Annotated in this window: 15 protein-coding genes; 13 read left to right on the top strand and 2 right to left on the bottom strand. The window is 66.6% G+C overall.

What is annotated here, in order from left to right; all coding sequences use genetic code 11:
- Positions 1-36 precede the first annotated feature (36 nt).
- A complete protein-coding gene (map, locus tag QRQ56_RS05140; RefSeq protein ID WP_438738045.1) occupies positions 37-786 on the top strand; it encodes a type I methionyl aminopeptidase in 750 nt (249 codons plus the stop codon).
- A gap of 34 nt (positions 787-820) precedes the next feature.
- On the opposite strand, the gene QRQ56_RS05145 is transcribed toward map, so the two are convergent.
- Positions 821-2,125 (bottom strand): MFS transporter, encoded by a 1,305-nt coding sequence (locus QRQ56_RS05145; RefSeq protein WP_438738047.1) that lies wholly within the window; start codon positions 2,123-2,125, stop codon positions 821-823.
- A gap of 184 nt (positions 2,126-2,309) precedes the next feature.
- A complete protein-coding gene (locus tag QRQ56_RS05150) occupies positions 2,310-2,630 on the bottom strand; it encodes a DUF3551 domain-containing protein (RefSeq protein WP_438738049.1) in 321 nt (106 codons plus the stop codon).
- Positions 2,631-2,884: 254 nt separating this feature from the next.
- Between QRQ56_RS05150 and QRQ56_RS05155 the strand changes: the two genes are divergently transcribed.
- The 12 genes from QRQ56_RS05155 to rseP all read left to right on the top strand — a co-directional run bounded on the left by QRQ56_RS05155 (position 2,885) and on the right by rseP (position 18,967).
- The gene (locus tag QRQ56_RS05155; protein ID WP_438738051.1) at positions 2,885-3,607 is read left to right on the top strand and encodes an outer membrane protein; all 723 of its coding nucleotides are present in this window, start codon (positions 2,885-2,887) and stop codon (positions 3,605-3,607) included.
- 495 nt (positions 3,608-4,102) lie between these two features.
- A complete protein-coding gene (gene dnaE / locus QRQ56_RS05160) occupies positions 4,103-7,606 on the top strand; it encodes a DNA polymerase III subunit alpha (RefSeq protein WP_438738052.1) in 3,504 nt (1,167 codons plus the stop codon).
- 115 nt (positions 7,607-7,721) lie between these two features.
- Entirely contained in the window at positions 7,722-8,465 is a 744-nt protein-coding gene (locus QRQ56_RS05165; RefSeq protein ID WP_438738053.1) for a carbonic anhydrase, read from the top strand.
- A gap of 270 nt (positions 8,466-8,735) precedes the next feature.
- Positions 8,736-11,234: a caspase family protein gene (locus tag QRQ56_RS05170; RefSeq protein WP_438738055.1), complete on the top strand. Its 2,499-nt coding sequence runs from the start codon at positions 8,736-8,738 to the stop codon at positions 11,232-11,234.
- A 234-nt stretch (positions 11,235-11,468) separates the two neighbouring features.
- Positions 11,469-12,464: a 30S ribosomal protein S2 gene (locus QRQ56_RS05175; protein WP_438738057.1), complete on the top strand. Its 996-nt coding sequence runs from the start codon at positions 11,469-11,471 to the stop codon at positions 12,462-12,464.
- A 136-nt stretch (positions 12,465-12,600) separates the two neighbouring features.
- Positions 12,601-13,524: a translation elongation factor Ts gene (gene tsf, locus QRQ56_RS05180; protein WP_438738059.1), complete on the top strand. Its 924-nt coding sequence runs from the start codon at positions 12,601-12,603 to the stop codon at positions 13,522-13,524.
- A gap of 61 nt (positions 13,525-13,585) precedes the next feature.
- The gene (gene pyrH, locus QRQ56_RS05185) at positions 13,586-14,302 is read left to right on the top strand and encodes a UMP kinase (RefSeq protein WP_438738060.1); all 717 of its coding nucleotides are present in this window, start codon (positions 13,586-13,588) and stop codon (positions 14,300-14,302) included.
- Positions 14,303-14,370: 68 nt separating this feature from the next.
- Positions 14,371-14,934 (top strand): ribosome recycling factor, encoded by a 564-nt coding sequence (gene frr, locus QRQ56_RS05190; RefSeq protein WP_438738062.1) that lies wholly within the window; start codon positions 14,371-14,373, stop codon positions 14,932-14,934.
- Between the two features lie 11 nt (positions 14,935-14,945).
- Positions 14,946-15,704, top strand: coding sequence for an isoprenyl transferase (locus QRQ56_RS05195; protein WP_438738064.1), 759 nt, complete (start codon positions 14,946-14,948; stop codon positions 15,702-15,704).
- Entirely contained in the window at positions 15,701-16,543 is an 843-nt protein-coding gene (locus QRQ56_RS05200; RefSeq protein WP_438738066.1) for a phosphatidate cytidylyltransferase, read from the top strand. The genes QRQ56_RS05195 and QRQ56_RS05200 overlap by 4 nt, the downstream gene beginning before the upstream one ends.
- Positions 16,544-16,547: 4 nt before the next feature.
- Positions 16,548-17,771, top strand: a complete 1,224-nt coding sequence (gene dxr, locus QRQ56_RS05205) for a 1-deoxy-D-xylulose-5-phosphate reductoisomerase (RefSeq protein ID WP_438738067.1) — start codon at positions 16,548-16,550, stop codon at positions 17,769-17,771.
- 44 nt (positions 17,772-17,815) lie between these two features.
- Positions 17,816-18,967: an RIP metalloprotease RseP gene (gene rseP / locus QRQ56_RS05210; RefSeq protein ID WP_438738069.1), complete on the top strand. Its 1,152-nt coding sequence runs from the start codon at positions 17,816-17,818 to the stop codon at positions 18,965-18,967.
- The last annotated feature ends 3 nt before the right edge of the window (positions 18,968-18,970 follow it).

The following is an 18,970-nucleotide window of genomic DNA, read 5'->3' on the forward strand; positions in this document are numbered from 1 at the left end:
AGGCGCTATGCCCCGGCTTTCGGGAGAGCCCCTGACATGACGATCTCTGATGACAACGACCTGGCGCGCCTGCAGGAGATCGGGCGCATCGTCGCCAACACGCTGGAGGCGATGGGGAAGGCGCTCGAGCCGGGCATGACCACCTCTGAACTCGATCAGATCGGCCGAAAGCTCCTGGAGGCGGCCGGGGCGCGTTCGGCCCCGGAGCTGGCTTACGAATTTCCCGGTGCGACCTGCATCAGCGTGAACGAGGAGATCGCTCACGGCATTCCCGGCGAGCGGCGGATCGCGCCCGGCGACCTCGTCAACATCGACGTGTCCGCGGAGAAGAACGGCTTCTTCGCCGATACGGGCGCCTCGTTTGCCGTTCCGCCCACAATCCGAAGGATCGAACGTCTCTGCCGCGACGGAAGGCGGGCGATGTGGACCGGCCTGCAGCAGGTCGGCGCCGGCAAGCCCATTGCCGGGATCGGCCAGGCGATCGGGACCTTTGCGCGAAAGAACGGCTACAGCCTCGTCAGGAATCTCGCCAGCCACGGCGTCGGCCTGTCGCTCCATGAAGAGCCGACCGAGATCGCAACCTGGCCTGACCGCTCCGAGCGCCGCATCATGACCGACGGCCTTGTGTTCACCGTCGAGCCGTTCCTCTCCATGGGCGCGGAATGGGCCGAGAACGGCGATGATCCTTGGACGCTCTACAGCAGCCCGGAGGCGCCGACCGTGCAGTACGAGCACACCGTGGTCGCCACAAAGCAGGGGCCGTTGATCGTGACGATGGCCGGTTGAGGCTGCCGGCAGCTCACGTCGACCGGTGGACGATCTACGCCACCGGATCCCTGGCGGAATCCGCGCGCCTCCAATGATCCGGCGCCAGCGGCGGCGCGTTCGTCAGCGATGCAGCGTCGCCGGGCGAGGCGATCACGGGCGCTGCGGGCCTGCTGTCGCGCCAGGCCACGATCCAGATCAGGAAGCCCAGCAGCGCCAGCGCAGCGCCGACGGGACCGGTGGAGGTCCAGCCCAGCCCCTCGCGGATCGCGAGGCCGCCGAGGAAGGGGCCGAGCGCATTGGCGGTGTTGAACGCCGAATGGTTCAGCGCGGCGGCAAGTGCCTGCGCGTCTCCCGCAACGTCCATCAGCCGCGTCTGCAGGATGGCGCCGAGCGAGACGCTGGCGCCGATGGCGAAGATATCGGCTGCAAGCAGCCATGGATTGCCGGCGGCAAGCGGGAACAGCAGGAGTGCGACCGCCGCGAACAGCAGGATGACACCCGCCGTCGGCATCAAGGCGCGGTCGGCAAAGCGCGGCACGAACAGATTGCCGAGGGTCGCACCGACGCCGAACACGGCGAGGAAGAACGGGATGATTGCGGGGCTCACCTTGGTGACCTCGATCAGCGTCGTCGCAAGATACGTGTAGACCGCGAACATGCCGCCGAAGCCGATGGCGCCGATCGCGAGCGTGATCCAGACGCGGCCGCTCCTGAGCGCACCGAGCTCGCGCAAGGGATCGGATCGGCCGGCCTGGTCGCGCGGCGCGAACAGGGCGCAGAGCAAGACGGTGAGCAACGCCAGCACCGAGACGAGGCCGAAGCTCGCGCGCCAGCCCACCGCCTGTCCGATCAGGTTGGCGAGCGGCACGCCGATGATGGTGGCCGAAGTCAGCCCGAGCATCACCTGGCCGACCGCCTGGGAGCGGCGATGTTGGGGAACCAGCGAGGCCGCCACGAGCGCGGCAATGCCGAAATAGGCGCCGTGGGGCAATCCGGAGAGAAAACGGGCCGCGATCATCGCGCCATAGCCGGGCGCGAGCGCCGTGAGCGCATTGCCGAGCGCGAACACCGACATCAGCGCGAGCAGCTGCGTTCGTCGGGCGAAGCGAGCGCCAAGCACGGCGATCAGCGGCGCGCCCAGCACGACGCCGAGCGCGTAGGCGCTGATCGCGTGTCCCGCGGTCGGCTCGTCGATGCCGAGATCGGCCGCGAAGAACGGCAGCAGGCTCATCGATGCGAATTCGGTGGTTCCGATCGCAAAGCCGCCCATGGCGAGCGAGAGCAGGACGATGGCGAGGCGAGGGGGCGCGGAAGCCGATGTTGGGCGGCGCGAGGTCGCGGAGTGCGAAGTCGTCATGTGTCCTGCATTGGTGGCGTCAACGGGAACCAGCCCAGCGAACGTCGCCACCCCTGCAAGATTTCTCCGTCGTACTTAAACTGCGATCAGCCCGCGTCAACACTGCAGCACCGGCGAAGCGGCGACTGCATATCAGCGTCCCGCCAGTGCCGGCACTTGGCGGGTATGTCTCGATCGGCGAACCTCAGCGCGGCAGGTAGTAGCCCGGCGAGTAACCCGGGATCTGCGGGCGCGGACGGTTTTGATAGGCGTAGGGGTCGTCGCTCTGCCCGGCGAAATAGGGATTCGCGATGCAGGTCAGCGCGCGCCCCGACGCGCTGGCCTGACACTGCGCGTAGGTGTCGAACCTGCAATTGCTCAGACCCGGCCATTCATCGCCGGTGAGGCAGAATGCGTGATGCGTGCCGAACGCGCGCGCGGGAGTCGTCGCGGTTGATGCGAGCGCGATTGTGATGAATGCAAGCGAAAGTGTGGCGACAATGGGGTGGCTACAACGACCGCGCATTTCGAATCTCCAATCACGTGAATGTGCGCGCGACGTCATTACGCGCGTATGAACTTTATGACCTGTAGTCGACATTGGAACTGCTGAAAATACTTGTTTCAAAGGGTTTCCGCGCATGCGCGGATAAACATTCGTTAATGAGCGAGGTCCTTTGGAGCGAACTGTTGCGGCGTGGCTACAGCAATTCCGGGGATCGCTGATATCACCACTCAGCGGCCCGGGGGCCTACTGAAGAAAACTGGAACGGGATTCAAATGAAGAAGAATGTGTTGCTTGCTGCCGTGAGCCTTGTCGCGCTGAGCGCGGCTGCGCCGGCACTGGCTGCTGACCTCGCAGCACGGCCTTACACCAAGGCGCCGGCGATGGTCGCCGCGATCTACGACTGGAGCGGCTTCTACATCGGCCTCAACGGCGGCGGTGGTTCGGCGAACGCGAAGTGGGACCTGGTCGGTTTCGGCCGTGATGGTTCGCACGACGCGACCGGAGGCACGGTCGGTGGTCAGGTCGGTTATCGCTGGCAGTCCGGCCAGTGGGTGTTCGGTGTCGAAGGCCAGGGCAACTGGGCCGACTTCTCCGGCAGCCATGTCGGCGCGATCTCCGGCTTCACCAACAACACCAAGATCGATTCGTTCGGTCTGATCACCGGTCAGGTCGGCTACGCCTGGAACAACGTCCTGCTCTACGTCAAGGGCGGTGCGGCTGTGGTCAGCACCAAGTACGACGCCTCGTTCGCCGGCGTGTCGCTGGCTTCGGGCAACGACACCCGTTGGGGCGGCACCGTCGGTGCGGGCCTCGAGTTCGGCTTCGCTCCGAACTGGTCGGTCGGCGTCGAGTACGACCACATCTTCCTGGGTGGCAGCGACAAGAACCTGACCGGCCCGTTCGGTGTTCTGCCGGTCAACGTCAAGCAGGACGTCGACATGGGTCTCGTCCGCCTGAACTACAAGTTCGGCGGCCCGATGCTCGGCCGTTACTGATCCCGATCGCTCCTTGCGAGCGGTCGTCGAAAAGCCCCGGCCTTGGCCGGGGCTTTTTTGTTGCGTGAATTCAGCGAGTTAACCATTTGATTTTCGAGTGGTCCAAGACTGCTTGACTCCCGAGAACGAAATGAGAACAATGTTCTTCATACGTTCTAGTGATGGAGCAAGCCATGTTCAGGATTTTCGTGGAAGAAGCCGCCGCACTCGCGTCAATCGCACTGTTCGTCGGGATGGTCGCGATCTGGGCCCAGGTGATTCCGCAACTTTGATTCCCCAGCTCTAGGCCGCGACCCCTGACGTTCCCCTCGGCCGCCTGTTCGTTGCCACCTTGGGGAAAAGCAGGACGACGCCGCCAATCGGCGGGTCCGGCGTGGACTCTGCAGCGGTGAGACCCCACCATTGCAATGCGAGTCGGCCGGACGGATGGGGGATGCTCATCATCCTCACAGTGCTGGCGACCGCTTCATCTCATCAAGAGGCCGTCACGCGATCATGCCGAGCGCCGGATTTGTCCACCTTCACGTTCACTCGGCCTATTCGCTGCTCAAGGGCTCGATCAAGATCGCCAAGCTCGCCGAATTGGCGAAGAAGGACCATCAGCCGGCGCTGGCGCTGACCGACACCGACAACATGTTCGGGGCGCTGGAATTCTCCGACAAGATGGCGGGCTCCGGCATCCAGCCGATCGTCGGTTGCGAGCTCGCGATCGATTTCGGCGACCAGGATCCCAACGCGCGCAACGCGCTGCCGCCCTCGCGCGTGGTGCTGTTGGCGGCGCAGGAGCGCGGCTATCGCAGCCTGATGCGGCTGAACTCGCGCGCGTTCCTGGAGACGCCCGACACCCACGCCTGCCACATCAAGTTCGACTGGCTCGAGGGCGAGACCGACGGCCTGATCGCGCTGACGGGCGGCCCCGATGGACCGATCTCGCTGGCGCTGGCTTCGGGGCAGGCGGACATCGCGGCGCTGCGCTGCGAGCGCCTGGCCGGCCTGTTCGGCGACCGCCTCTACATCGAATTGCAGCGCCACAACATCGACAGGGAGCGGCGCGTCGAAAGCGGCCTGATCGACATCGCCTACGCCAAGGGACTGCCGCTGGTCGCGACCAACGAGCCGTATTTCGCCTCGACCGACGATTACGAGGCGCATGACGCGTTGCTCTGCATCGCCGGCGGCCGGCTGATCGCCGAGACCGATCGGGTGCAGCTGACGCCGGATCATCGCTTCAAGACCCGCGCCGAGATGGCGGTGCTGTTTGCCGACATTCCGGAGGCGTTGGCCTCGACGGTGGAGATCGCCGAGCGCTGCTCGTTCCGCCCGATGACGCGCAAGCCGATCCTGCCGTTCTTCACCGTCGGCGCCGCGCAGAGCTCGGACGCCGCCTCGGTCGAGGCCGCCGAGCTGAAGCGTCAGGCGGAGGAGGGGCTCGCCAACCGCCTGCGCGTCCACGGCCTGTCGCAGGGCACGACGCAAGAAGACTACGACAAGCGCCTGGCGTTCGAGCTCGACGTCATCATGCGCATGAAATACGCGGGCTACTTCCTGATCGTGTCCGACTTCATCAAATGGGCGAAGGGCCAGGGCATCCCGGTCGGGCCGGGCCGCGGCTCCGGCGCAGGCTCGCTGGTCGCCTGGGCGCTGACCATCACCGATCTCGATCCGATCAAGTTCGGCCTGCTGTTCGAGCGCTTCCTCAATCCCGAGCGCGTCTCGATGCCGGACTTCGACATCGACTTCTGCCAGGACCGCCGCGGCGAGGTGATCAAATACGTCCAGGAGCGCTACGGTCGCGAGCAGGTCGCGCAGATCATCACCTTCGGTACGCTGCAGGCGCGCGGCGTGCTGCGCGACGTCGGACGCGTGCTGCAGATGCCCTATGGCCAGGTCGACAAGCTGACCAAGCTGGTGCCGCAGAATCCGGCCGCGCCCGTGACGCTGGCGGCGGCGATCGAGAGCGAGCCGAAGCTGCAGGCGTTCCGCGACGAGGATCCGGTGGTGGCGCGCGCCTTCGACATCGCCCAGCGCCTCGAAGGATTGACCCGCCACGCCTCGACGCACGCCGCCGGCATCGTGATCGGCGATCGCCCGTTGAGCGAGCTCGTGCCGATGTACCGCGATCCGAAATCGGACATGCCGGTGACCCAGTTCAACATGAAATGGGTCGAGCCCGCGGGCCTCGTCAAGTTCGACTTCCTCGGCCTGAAGACGCTGACCGTGCTCGACGTCGCCTGCAAGCTGCTCAAGCCGCGCGACATCCATGTCGATCTCGCCACGCTGCCGATCGACGATGCCGACAGCTACCAGATGCTGGCGCGCGGCGAGGTGGTCGGAGTGTTCCAGGTGGAAAGCGCAGGGATGCGGCGCGCGCTGGTCGACATGCGGCCCGACCGGTTCGAGGACATCATCGCGCTGGTGGCGCTGTATCGCCCGGGCCCGATGGCGAACATCCCGACCTATTGCTCGCGCAAGCACGGCGAGGAGGAGCCGGAATATCTACATCCCGTGCTGGAGCCGATCCTGAAGGAGACCTTCGGCGTCATCATCTACCAGGAACAGGTGATGCAGATCGCGCAGGTGATGTCGGGCTATTCGCTCGGCGACGCTGACCTCTTGCGCCGCGCCATGGGCAAGAAGATCCGCGCCGAGATGGACAAGCAGCGCGACATCTTCGTCGCGGGTGCGGTGAAGAATGGGGTCCCGAAGGCGCAGGCCGAGACCATCTTCGAGCTGCTGGCGAAGTTCGCCGACTACGGCTTCAACAAGAGCCATGCGGCGGCCTATGCGCTGGTGTCCTACCACACCGCCTACATGAAGGCGCATTATCCGGTGGAGTTCATCGCGGCGTCGATGACGCTCGATCTGAACAACACCGACAAGCTCTCCGAATTCCGCTCCGAGGCGCAGCGCCTCGGCATCAAGGTCGAGCCGCCGAACATCAACCGCTCCGGCGCGACCTTCGAGGTCGGCGACAAGGTCATCTACTACGCGCTCGCGGCGCTCAAGGGCGTCGGCATCCAGGCGATCGAGCAGATCATCGAGGAGCGCACCAAGCGCGGGCTGTTCACCTCGCTCGCCGACTTCGCCGCGCGGGTCAATCCGCGCGCGATCAACAAGCGCATCATCGAAAGCCTTGCGGCCGCCGGCGCCTTCGACACGCTGGAGCCGAACCGCGCCCGCGTTTTCGCCGGCGCGGATTCGATCCTCGCCGCCTGCCAGCGCGCACATCAGGCAGAGACCATCGGCCAGAACGACATGTTCGGCATGTCGGCGGATGCGCCGACCATCATGCTGCCGCAGATCGAGCCGTGGCTGCCGGCGGAAAAGCTCCGCCGCGAATACGACGCCGTCGGCTTCTTCCTGTCGGGTCATCCGCTCGACGACTACGCCACCGTGCTGAAGCGCCTACGGGTGCAGAGCTGGGCGGAATTCTCGCGCGCGGTGAAGACCGGCGCCACCGCCGGCAAGGTCGCAGCGACCGTGGTCTCGCGCATGGAGCGGCGCACCAAGACCGGCAACAAGATGGGCATCATGGGATTGTCCGATCCCACCGGCCATTTCGAGGCGGTGCTGTTCTCCGAAGGCCTCGCGCAATATCGCGACGTGCTGGAGCCGGGCGCCGCCGTGCTGCTGCAGCTCGGCGCGGAGCTCCAGGGCGAGGACGTCCGCGCGCGCGTGCTGCATGCCGAGCCGCTCGATGACGCCGCCGCCAAGACGCAGAAGGGTCTGCGCATCTTCCTGCGCGATACCAAGCCGCTGGAGTCGATCGCCAAGCGTCTGGCCGGTCCCGACATGGCCGCCTCGAACGGCGCCGCGCCGAAGGTCGGCAGCCCCGGCATCGCGCCGCGCGGAAGCGGCGACGGCGAGGTCTCGCTGGTGATGATGCTCGACCTCGAGACCGAGGTGGAGATGAAGCTGCCCGGCCGCTTCAAGGTCTCGCCGCAGATCGCCGGCGCGATCAAGGCGGTCGCGGGCGTGGTGGACGTGCAGCAGATCTGACGCTTGCGCGCATCGCCGCAAACGAAGGCTTAACTAACAAGATTATGCATGGTTTCGAAGTCTACCGGGTACAGCTATCAGTTGTCGCCCGGCGCGCAACGAAGGAAGAACAACCATGTGTGACAAATGCTCTGAAAATCTGCATCGATCGCCTGCCCCCTCCCGCCGCTCGATGATGCTGTTCGCCGCCTCCGCGCTCGGAGCGGCGGCGTTTGGCGGGACGGCTTCGGCGAAGAATGCCAAGGCACCGCCGAAACCCCAGAACGTGTTGTCGGCCGATGCCGCGCTCAAGCGGCTGATGGAAGGCAATTCACGCTACGTGTCGGGCGTGTCGCGCCGCCACGATTTCACGCACGAGCGCGAGGCGCTGGTCGGCGGCCAGAATCCCTACGCGGCCGTGCTGAGCTGCGCCGATTCGCGCATCGCACCCGAATATGCCTTCGACAGCGGACGCGGCGACCTGTTCGTGTGCCGTGTCGCCGGAAACTTTGCCGGTGACGAGACGGTCGCGAGCATGGAGTACACCGTCGCCGTGCTCGGCACGCCCCTGATCCTGGTGCTCGGCCACGACAATTGCGGTGCGGTCGATGCCACGATCAAGTCGCTGAAGGACGACAAGCCGCTGCCGGGACACATCCCGACGCTGGTCTCGGCGATCGCGCCGTCGGTGAAGGCGTCGGCCGGGCAGGGCGGCAACGCGCTCGACAACGCCATTCGTCAGAACGTCATCGACAACGTCGCCAAGCTGAAATCGGCTGCGCCGATCCTCAATGCAGCGGTCGAGCAGGGCAAGCTCAAGGTGGTCGGCGGCATCTATCGGCTGAGCACAGGAACCGTCGAGTTGATTGCCCAGGGCTGAGCCCACCTTCCGAAAGTACGCTAAGCTTAGGCGGTCGCACCTCTGCCCGTTGAAGGGCGGCCGCCAGGCGGGGACTTGAACGAGCCTCACGCAGTTTCTAGGCTGCGCTGAGGCTGACTTGAGGCTGACGCAAGGGTGGCCTAGAGCTGACCCTGGCAGCGGCGTGGCCACGCCACCGCCTCAATCGAAGCCTTTCGTTCAACCGCCGTTCAGCCGGCTGCGCGCCTGATGCGTGGTGGCATCCAACCGACAATAACGGGCAAGCAAGCCATGCGTGGGACGTTCAGAGTCTTCATTTGCCTCCTCCTGCCGATCTTGGTCATCGCCGCCGGCACACCGGGCGCGGTGCGCGCGCAGCAGCAGGAGAAGCGCATCGCGCTCGTCGTCGGCAACGGCGCCTATGCCAAGTCGCCGCTGGCAACCACCGCGAACGATGCCGGACTGATCGCGCAGACGCTGCAGGCCGCCGGCTTCGACGTCGTCGGCGCGCGTGATCTCGACGGCGACACGCTGCGCAAGAGCTTTCGCGATTTCATCCAGAAGGCCCAGGCCTCGGGCCCCGGCACGATCGCGATGATCTATCTTGCCGGCTATGGCGTGCAGCTTGCCGGCGAGAACTATTTCATCCCGGTCGATTCCAACGTCACCCGCGACACCGACATTCCGACCGAGGCCCTGCGCATCAGCGACTATGCGCGCCAGCTCGCGTCCATTCCGCTCAAGGCCAACATCGTCGTGCTCGACGCGGCCCGCGCGCAGCCCTTCATCGAGGGCGGCCAGCCGATCGCGAGCGGCCTCTCGCTGGTCGAGCCGGAGCCGAACATGCTGATCGCCTTCAACGCTGCGCCCGGCACGGTCGCGCCGGAGGAGCCGGGGCCTTACGGAATCTACGCGCAGTCGCTGGCGGAGATGATCCGCACCGGCGGCCTGCCGTTGCCCGAGGTGTTCGACCGCGTCCGCCTGCGCGTCAACGAGGCCAGCAAGGGCGCGCAGGTGCCCTGGAACGAGCAGAAGATCTCGGCGCCGTTCTCGTTCTTCGAGCGCGGACCCGACGCGCCGCCGCCGGAGGCCGCGCCCGACCAGGTCGCAGCGATCCGCAACAAGCCGATCCGCGATCTCGGCGTGCAGGACGCCTATGCCTCCGCGCTCGAGCGCGACACGCTGCCGGCCTATGAGGAGTTTCTCGCCGCCTATCCCGGTGACCCCCTCGCAAAGCGCGTGATGGCGATCGTGGCGGCGCGCCGCGAAGCCATCACCTGGCGGCGGACCTACCGCACCGACACGCCGGAAGCCTATTGGTCGTATCTGCGCCGCTATCCGCGCGGGCCGCACGCCGGCGATGCGCGCCGGCGTCTTGCGATCCTCACCGCGCCGCCGGAGCCGCCGCCGAGCTTTGCGATGATCGACTATGACGTGCCGCCGCCGCCGCCGGAGGAGGTGGTCTATGTCGATCGTCCGGTGCTGTATTTCAGCGATCCCGATTTCGGCTTCGCGCCGCCACCGCCGCCGCCGGTCTATTACCTGCCGCCGCCGCCGCCGGATTTCGTCGTGCTGCCGCCGCCGATGCCCGTGGTCGGCCTGTTCGTGCTGCCGCAGCCGGTGTTCGTGCCGATCCCTGTGTTCGTCAGGCCGCCGGTTTATGTCGCGCCGCCGCCGAACAACATCATCTACCAGAACATCCACAATACGACGGTCATCAACACGGTGATCAATCGGCCGCCGGCGCCGGCGCCTGCGCCGGCCGCGGGGCCGGGACCAGGTCCCGCCAATCTGGCGCCGGCGGTTGCCGGCCGTGCCAATCCGGCAGGCCCGGCGGTGCCGCAGGCGGTCGCGCAGCGTGCCGCGCTGATCCAGCAAGGCAAGGCGCCGATGCCGCCCAGCGCGACGATCCAGCCGACGGCAAAACCAAATGCGCTCCCGGGGGCGATCCAGCCGATGGCGAAGCCCGGTACGCCTCCGGTGACGCCTCCAGTAACGCCTGCGGCTGTCGCGCCGACCGCAGCGCCGCCGGTCGCACCACAGGCCAAGCTTCCGCAGGCCAACACCTTGCCGGTGCCCGGTGCCCATGGCGGGCCGCCAGCGCCACCGCCGGGAGCAGGGACCCTGCCGGGCGGCAAGCCCGCGCCCGGGGTGACCGCTCCGACGGCAACCGCTCCGCCGACCGCGCCGCCCCATCCGGGAGCACCGGTGACTGCAACGCCGGGTGCTCCACCGCCGGCTCATCCCAATGCGCCAACGGCCACGGCGCCGGCGACCGCTGCGCCGACTGCAACGAACCCTGCCGCCGTGCCCGGTCAGGCGCCGAAGCCGCCGGTTGCGCAGACGCCGCCCAACGCGGCCCCCGGTGTTGCGGGACGTCCGGTCCCGCCGCCCTCGGCTGCGCGCGAACCGGTCAGGCCGCAGCATCTGCCGCCGCCTGCGCCGGCGCAGGCGGCCCGTCCGTCCGCGCCACCGGCGCGTCCGCAAGCCGTGGCGAGGCCGACACCGCCGCCGCCTGCGGCCGTCGCACGTCCCGCACCGCCGCCTCCGCCGCGAGTCGCAGCACCTCCGCCGGCACGGGTGGCTCCGCCCGTGGCGGTTGCGCGTCCGGCGCCTCCGCCGCCCGTGGCGCGGCCGGCACCGCCGCCACCGGTCGCCCGTCCGGCACCCCCGCCACCGCCGCCGCGGATGGCGGTCGCGCCGCCGCCACGCCCGGCAGCACCTCCGCCGCGGCCCGCGGCTCCCCCGCCGGCGGCAAAGAAGTGCCCGCCCAACCAGCCCAAATGCTAGCGGGGTAGTGAGGTAGGGCCGGGCCTTGCAGGGTCCTTGCGGAATGGGGGTCTTTCGGCGGGCGAAATCCGCCCCGGAAAGGCCCTTATTTCCTTGCTTCTGGCCGAAATCGCGCTATACAGCGCGCCATCTCACACGGAAGCATGGCTCGCAAGGCCGTCCGGTGGCAACCGGGGCGACAACGCTCTGTTTTGCTCACACGCTTCCGGAGGAACCAACCGGAGAATTAGAACGATGGCACTACCCGATTTCACTATGCGTCAGCTCCTCGAAGCCGGCGTGCACTTTGGTCACCAGTCTCACCGCTGGAATCCCAAAATGGCTCCGTTCATTTTCGGCGCCCGCAACAACATCCACATCGTCGACCTCGCCCAGACCGTGCCGATGCTGCACACGGCGCTTCAGGCCGTCAGCGACACCGTCGCCAAGGGCGGCCGTATCCTGTTCGTCGGCACCAAGCGCCAGGCGCAGGACGGCGTTGCTGACGCGGCCAAGCGCTGCGCGCAGTACTTCGTCAATTCGCGCTGGCTCGGCGGCACGCTGACCAACTGGAAGACGATCTCGGCCTCGATCAAGCGCCTGCGTCACCTCGACGACGTGCTGGCGGGCGGCGATGCCAGCTCCTACACCAAGAAGGAGCGCCTGACGCTTCAGCGCGAGCGCGACAAGCTCGACCGGTCGCTCGGCGGCATCAAGGATATGGGCGGTCTGCCCGACCTGATCTTCGTGATCGACACCAACAAGGAAGACATCGCGATCCAGGAGGCCCAGCGCCTCAACATTCCGGTCGCCGCGATCGTCGATACCAATTCGGACCCGAAGGGCATCACCTATGTGGTCCCCGGCAATGACGACGCCGGCCGCGCCATCGCGCTGTATTGCGACCTGATCGCACGCGCCGCGATCGACGGCATCTCGCGCGCCCAGGGCGATTCGGGCGTCGACATCGGCGCCTCGACCCGTCCGATGGCCGAAGAGCTGCCGGCGGCCTCGTCGAGCGGCTTCCAGGGCCTTGCGGGTCCCCGCGGCACTGCCGACGACCTCAAGAAGCTCCCGGGCGTCTCGGGTGCGATCGAGAAGAAGTTCAACGACCTCGGCATCTTCCACTTCTGGCAGCTCGCCGAGCTCGACCACGACACCGCGCACACGATCAGCGAAGAAGTTGGTCTGCCGAGCCGCGCGGATGCCTGGGTGGCCAAGGCCAAGGCGCTGACCGCGGAAGCGGAATAGTCAAGACGAGCGATGGGTTGGCCGGACGCGATCCGGCCACCATTTCATTCAGTTGACGCGAATTCCTGAGATGGACCGCGGCGGGGCGATTGGAGCCACGCCGCGGCAAACCGGCAGGCACAAAGGATTTTCAACGATGGCAACGATCACAGCTGCGATGGTCAAGGACCTGCGCGAGTCGACCGGCGCGGGCATGATGGACTGCAAGGCCGCGCTGACCGAAAACGACGGCAACATGGAAGCGGCGCAGGATTGGCTGCGCAAGAAGGGCCTGTCCAAGGCCGCCAAGAAGTCCGGCCGCGTCGCGGCCGAGGGCCTGATCGGCGCGCTCACCAAGGGCAACAAGGGCGTCGTGGTCGAGGTCAACTCCGAGACCGACTTCGTCGCGCGCAACGGTCAGTTCCAGGGCCTGGTCAAGATGATCGCCCAGGTCGCGTTCGATGTCGGAGCCGACGTCGAGAAGATCAAGACCGCCAAGATCGGTGACGTCACGGTCGAAGCCGCGATCAATGATGCGATCGCCACCATCGGCGAGAACATGACGCTGCGCCGCGCCGCTGCGCTCGAAGTGAGCCAGGGCGTTGTTGCGCATTACGTCCACGGCGCGGTCGTCGACGGCGCCGGCAAGATGGGCGTGATCGTGGCGCTGGAATCGCCCGGCAAGGCCGACGATCTCGCCGCGCTCGGCCGCCAGATCGCGATGCATGTTGCGGCCGCCAACCCGCTGGCGCTCGATCCGTCCGGTCTCGATCCGGCGGTCGTCAAGCGCGAGAAGGACGTGCTGGCCGACAAGTATCGCCAGCAGGGCAAGCCGGAGAACGTGATCGAGAAGATCGTCGAGTCCGGTCTGAAGACCTACTACAAGGAAGTCTGCCTGCTCGAACAAGCCTTCATCCACGACACCGGCAAGTCGGTGGCGCAGGCGGTGAAGGAGGCCGAGGGCAAGGTCGGCGGCGCTGTGAAGATCGCCGGCTTTGTGCGCTATGCTCTCGGCGAGGGAATCGAGAAGCAGGAAAGCGACTTCGCGGCCGAGGTCGCCGCGGCCAGCGGCAAGAAGTAAGCGCCGGAACACCTCCTTCCGGCGTGCCGCCGGAAGCGGCACCCGGAGAAGGAAAGTGCCCATGTCTGATCCGGTCTATCGTCGCGTCGTGATCAAGCTGTCCGGCGAATATCTCGCGGGACAGCAAGGCTTTGGCATCGATCAGCCGACCGTCGACCGGGTTGCGGACGATCTGATCGCCGCCCGCAAGCTCGGCACCGAGGTTTCGGTGGTGATCGGCGGCGGCAATATCGTGCGCGGCGTGGAAGTCTCCGCCCGCGGCGTGTCGCGCCCGACCGGCGACACCATGGGCATGCTCGCCACCATGATGAACTGCCTCGCGCTGGAAGCGGCGATCGAGCGCAAGGGCATGCCGGCGCGCACGCTGTCGGCCTTCGTCATGCCTGAGATTTCCGAGCTTTTCACCCGCACTGCGGCGCACAAATACCTCGCCGAGGGCCGGATCGTGCTGCTTGGCGGCGGCACCGGCAATCCGTTCTTCACGACCGATACGACCGCGGTGCTGCGCGCCGCCGAGATCGGCGCCCAGGCGGTGCTGAAGGCGACCAATGTCGACGGCGTCTACTCGGCCGATCCGAAGAAGGATCCGTCCGCCACGCGGTTCGACCGGCTGACCCATTCGCAGGCGATCGAGGGCGGCTACAAGGTGATGGATGCGACTGCCTTCGCGCTTGCCCGCGAGACGTCACTGCCTATCATCGTATTCTCGATCGCGGAGCCGGGGTCGATCGGCGCGATTCTGCGTGGCGTCGGCCACGGAACCATTGTCGCCGGCTGACGGCTGATCTGGCGCGCCCGAAAGGGAAGGGCGCGGAGCGGTCGCCGGGATTTTGAAGGAGAAACGTGATGTCCACGGGTAATTTCGACCTCAACGAAGTGAAGCGCCGCATGCAGGGCGCAGTTGCCTCGCTCAAGCACGAGCTTGGCGGCCTGCGCACGGGCCGCGCTTCGGCCTCGATGCTCGACCCGGTCCAGGTCGAAGCTTACGGCAGCCATATGCCGCTCAACCAGCTCGCCACCGTCAGCGTGCCGGAGCCGCGCCTGATCTCGGTGCAGGTCTGGGACAAGTCGATGGTCAAGCCGGTCGAGAAGGCGATCGTCGATTCCAACCTCGGCCTGTCGCCCGCGACCGAAGGCCAGGTGCTGCGTCTGCGCATCCCCGAGCTGAACGAGGAGCGCCGCAAGGAGCTGGTGAAGGTCGCGCATAAATACGCGGAAGCCGCCAAGGTCGCCGCGCGTCACGTTCGCCGCGACGGTCTCGACGTCCTCAAGAAGCTCGAGAAGAATCACGAGATGTCGGAGGACGACCAGAAGCGTCACGCCGACGAGGTGCAGAAGGCGACCGACGGAACCATCGCCGAGATCGATCAGTTGCTGGCTGCCAAGGAAAAAGAAATTCTCACCGTTTAAGGCCACCTTCAATGTCCAACGCCGCCGCGCCTGCAACGGAAGGACCCGATCGGTCCGAGGCGCCCGCGCATGTCGCCATCATCATGGATGGCAACGGGCGTTGGGCGGCCGCGCGCGGTTTGCCGCGTGCGGAGGGGCATCGCCGCGGCGTCGAGGCTCTGCGCCGCGTGGTGCGGGCCTCGCACGAGCTCGGCATCCGCTATCTCACCATCTTCTCCTTCTCGTCGGAGAACTGGTCGCGCCCGGCGAGCGAGATCGGCGATCTGTTCGGGCTGCTCCGCCGCTTCATTCGCAACGATCTGGCGAGCCTGCATCGCGACGGCGTCAAGGTCCGCATCATCGGCGAGCGCGAGGGGCTGGAAGGCGACATCTGCGCGCTGCTGAACGAAGCCGAGGAGCTGACACGCGACAACACGCGGCTGACGCTGGTCGTCGCGTTCAACTACGGCTCGCGGCAGGAGATCGCGAAAGCGGCGCAGAAGCTCGCGCGCGAGGTCGCAGATGGCACGCGCGATCCCGCGACGATCGACGCCGAGACGCTCGGGGCGCATCTCGATGCGCCCGACATTCCCGACCCCGATCTCATCATCCGCACCAGCGGCGAGCAGCGCCTGTCCAACTTCCTGATGTGGCAGGCCGCCTATAGCGAGCTGGTGTTCGTGCCGATCCACTGGCCCGATTTCGACAAGGCGGCGCTGGAGGGCGCGATCGCCGAATTCGCCAGGCGCGAGCGCCGTTTCGGCGGCCTGGTCGCGAAAACCGCCTCGTGAGCGAGCCCGATTCCGCACCGGCGGGCGCAAAGCCCGCCCCGAGCAATCTGGTGATGCGGGTCCTCGCAGCGCTGGTGCTGGCGCCGCTCACCATTGCGATCGCCTATGCCGGTGGCTGGCTGTGGGTGCTGCTGGTCACGCTGGTGTCGATCGGGCTGTTCGCGGAATGGCTGACGGTGGTCGGTGCAGGCACCGCCGCGCTGACCGGGGCAGGGACTATCGTCATCGCCATGATGGGAGCCGCCGTCGCCTTTGGCGGGCTCAAGACCTCCCTCGTCGTCGGCCTCGTCGGCGGCGCGATCGTGACGTTGATCGCGCGAGGCAAGTTCATCTGGGCGGCGACCGGATTCGCTTATGCGTCGGCGGCGCTGCTGGCCTCGATCCTGGTCCGGAAGGATCTCGTCAACGGTTTCTCCGCGCTGATGTTCGTGCTGCTCGTGGTGTGGGCGACGGATATCGGCGGCTATTTCGCAGGGCGCAGCATCGGCGGGCCGAAGCTCTGGCCGCGCGTCAGCCCGAAGAAGACATGGTCAGGCGCGCTCGGCGGCTTTGTCGCGAGCCTTGCGGTGGCCGGAGGTTTTGCCGCCTGCGGGATCGGGAAGGCGGTTCCGCTGCTGTTGGTCAGCGCCGTCCTGTCGGTGGTCTCGCAAGCGGGCGATCTGTTCGAATCCGCGGTGAAGCGGCGCTTCGGTGTCAAGGATTCCAGTCACTTAATTCCCGGGCATGGCGGGCTTATGGACCGCCTGGACGGTTTTGTCGCCGCCATCCTGGCGGCGTGGATTATCGGCTTTCTCCGCCATGGTGTGCATAGCGCCGGAAGCGGTCTTATGGTTTGGTGAGGATATGAGCGCGGTCCCATTGCGTAACAACAAGGCTGCGGCGTCGTCCGTCCGCAGCGTCACGGTTCTCGGCGCCACCGGCTCGATCGGCGACAGCACGATGGATCTGCTGCGCGCCTCGCCCGAGCGCTATCGCGTCGAGGCGCTGACGGCGAACAGCAATGTCGCGGCGCTGGCGAAGCTGGCGAAGGAATTTTCCGCGCGTTACGTTGCGGTCGCCGACACCTCCAAGCTCGCCGAGCTCAAGGCCGCGCTCGCGGGAACGAGCACCGAATGCGGCGCCGGCGAAAGCGCGGTGATCGAGGCTGGCGCGCGTCCGGCCGACTGGGTGATGGCCGCCGTGAGCGGCGCTGCCGGATTGAAGCCGGCGCTGGCCGCGGTCGATCGCGGCGCGCATGTCGCGCTGGCCAACAAGGAATGCCTGGTTTGCGCCGGTGATTTCTTCATGCAGCGCGCGGCGAAAGCGGGCGCCTGCATCCTTCCGGCCGATTCCGAGCACAACGCGCTGTTTCAGGCGCTCGCTTCAGGCAATCGCGACGAGCTGGTCCGTGTCATCATCACGGCGTCGGGCGGCCCGTTCCGCACCTGGAAGCCCGCCGACATCGAGCAGGCCACGCTCGAGCAGGCCCTGAAGCATCCGAACTGGAGCATGGGCCAGAAGATCACGATCGATTCCGCCTCGATGATGAACAAGGGCCTCGAGGTGATCGAGGCGTCCTATCTGTTCGCGCTCTCGCCCGACGAGATCGACGTCCTCGTGCATCCGCAGTCGATCATCCACGGCATGGTCGAGTTCTCCGACCGTTCGGTGATGGCCCAGCTCGGTGCCCCCGACATGCGCACGCCGATCGCGCATTGCCTCGGCTGGCCCGACCGGATCAAGGGGCCGGCGGCCAAGCTTGATCTCGCCAAGATCGGCCAGCTGACGTTCGAAACCCCGGATTTCGAGCGCTTCCCCGGGCTGCGCCTCGCTTTCGATTCGCTCCGGACCGGGAAGGGGGCGACCACCGTCTACAACGCGGCCAACGAGGTCGCGGTCGCCGCCTTCATCGCCGGCAAGATCCGGTTCGGCGCGATCGCCCGACTGGTCGAGGCCACGCTTGACGACTGGATCCGAACCGGGAACCAGGCGCCCATGACCTCAGCCGATGATGCAATCTCTGTTGACCATGTTGCGCGAAATAAAGCTGCCGCCCTATTGCCTCAAATTGCCTTAAAGGCATCCTAGATGGTTCGGGGCCAGGGCCTAGCGGCGCTGGATGAGGGAATTCGATGATCGACTTTTTTACCCATAGTTTCAATGCGTTGAGCCATGGGGTCCTGGGCTATGCGGTTCCCTTCCTGTTCGTCCTGACGATCGTCGTGTTCTTCCATGAGCTCGGCCATTTTCTGGTCGCGCGCTGGGCGGGCGTTCGTGTCCTGACGTTTTCGCTCGGTTTCGGACCTGAGCTGGTCGGTTTCAACGACCGCCACGGCACCCGCTGGAAGATCTCGGCGATCCCACTCGGCGGCTACGTCAAGTTCTTCGGTGACGAGAGCGAGGCTTCGACCCCGTCGGCCCAGACGCTCGCGTCCATGACGGCCGAGGAGCGCGCCGGCAGCTTCCACCACAAGAAGGTCGGCCCGCGCGCCGCCATCGTCGCCGCCGGCCCCATCGCCAATTTCATCCTGGGTGCGCTGATCTTCGCCGGAATGGCGCTGTACTACGGCAAGCCCAGCACGATCGCCCGCGTCGACGGCGTCGTTGCCGACGGCGCGGCTGCGGCCGCCGGCTTCAAGGTCGGGGACGTCGTCGTCCAGATCGACGGCAAGCCGATCGAGAGCTTTGCCGACATGCAGCGAATCGTTGCGATGAACGCCGGTTCGGCGCTTGCCTTCCAGGTGAAGCGGGACGGCGCCGTCGTCGCCCTGACCGCAACCCCGGCGCTGCTCGAGCGCAAGGATCCGTTCGGCAACAGCCATCGTCTCGGCGTGCTCGGCGTCGAGCACAAGGCGCAGGCCGGCGAGGCCTCGACCGCGCCGGTCGGCATCGGCGAGGCCCTCAAGATCGGGGTCGAGCAGGTATGGTTCATCATCACCAGCACCTTCAAGTTCCTGGGCTCTCTGTTCATCGGGCAGGGGAATCCCAACGAAGTCAGCGGCGTCCTGGGAATCGCGAAGATGTCGGGGCAGGCCGCCAGCGCCGGGTTCCAGTTCGTGATCAATTTGTGCGCGGTGCTCTCGGTGTCGATCGGGCTGTTGAACCTGTTCCCGATCCCGCTGCTCGATGGCGGCCACCTGATGTTCTACGCGGCCGAAGTGGTCCGTGGCCGGCCCTTGTCCGAACGGACCCAGGAGATGGGGTTCCGAATCGGGCTCGGTTTGGTGCTGATGCTGATGGTGTTTGCGACCTACAACGACATCCTGCGGATGGCCGCTTCCTAATTG

Source organism: Bradyrhizobium sp. U531 (assembly GCF_051710265.1).
In the GTDB taxonomy this organism is placed as follows: Bacteria; Pseudomonadota; Alphaproteobacteria; order Rhizobiales; family Xanthobacteraceae; genus Bradyrhizobium.

Coding starts and splice junctions, on each gene's coding strand:
- rseP (WP_438738069.1), top strand. CDS start 17,816: ATGATCGACTTTTTTACCCATAGTTTCAATGCGTTGAGCCATGGGGTC.
- map (WP_438738045.1), top strand. CDS start 37: ATGACGATCTCTGATGACAACGACCTGGCGCGCCTGCAGGAGATCGGG.
- QRQ56_RS05155 (WP_438738051.1), top strand. CDS start 2,885: ATGAAGAAGAATGTGTTGCTTGCTGCCGTGAGCCTTGTCGCGCTGAGC.
- QRQ56_RS05165 (WP_438738053.1), top strand. CDS start 7,722: ATGTGTGACAAATGCTCTGAAAATCTGCATCGATCGCCTGCCCCCTCC.
- pyrH (WP_438738060.1), top strand. CDS start 13,586: ATGTCTGATCCGGTCTATCGTCGCGTCGTGATCAAGCTGTCCGGCGAA.
- QRQ56_RS05150 (WP_438738049.1), bottom strand. CDS start 2,630: ATGCGCGGTCGTTGTAGCCACCCCATTGTCGCCACACTTTCGCTTGCA.
- tsf (WP_438738059.1), top strand. CDS start 12,601: ATGGCAACGATCACAGCTGCGATGGTCAAGGACCTGCGCGAGTCGACC.
- frr (WP_438738062.1), top strand. CDS start 14,371: ATGTCCACGGGTAATTTCGACCTCAACGAAGTGAAGCGCCGCATGCAG.
- QRQ56_RS05175 (WP_438738057.1), top strand. CDS start 11,469: ATGGCACTACCCGATTTCACTATGCGTCAGCTCCTCGAAGCCGGCGTG.
- dnaE (WP_438738052.1), top strand. CDS start 4,103: ATGCCGAGCGCCGGATTTGTCCACCTTCACGTTCACTCGGCCTATTCG.
- QRQ56_RS05195 (WP_438738064.1), top strand. CDS start 14,946: ATGTCCAACGCCGCCGCGCCTGCAACGGAAGGACCCGATCGGTCCGAG.
- QRQ56_RS05170 (WP_438738055.1), top strand. CDS start 8,736: ATGCGTGGGACGTTCAGAGTCTTCATTTGCCTCCTCCTGCCGATCTTG.
- dxr (WP_438738067.1), top strand. CDS start 16,548: ATGAGCGCGGTCCCATTGCGTAACAACAAGGCTGCGGCGTCGTCCGTC.
- QRQ56_RS05145 (WP_438738047.1), bottom strand. CDS start 2,125: ATGACGACTTCGCACTCCGCGACCTCGCGCCGCCCAACATCGGCTTCC.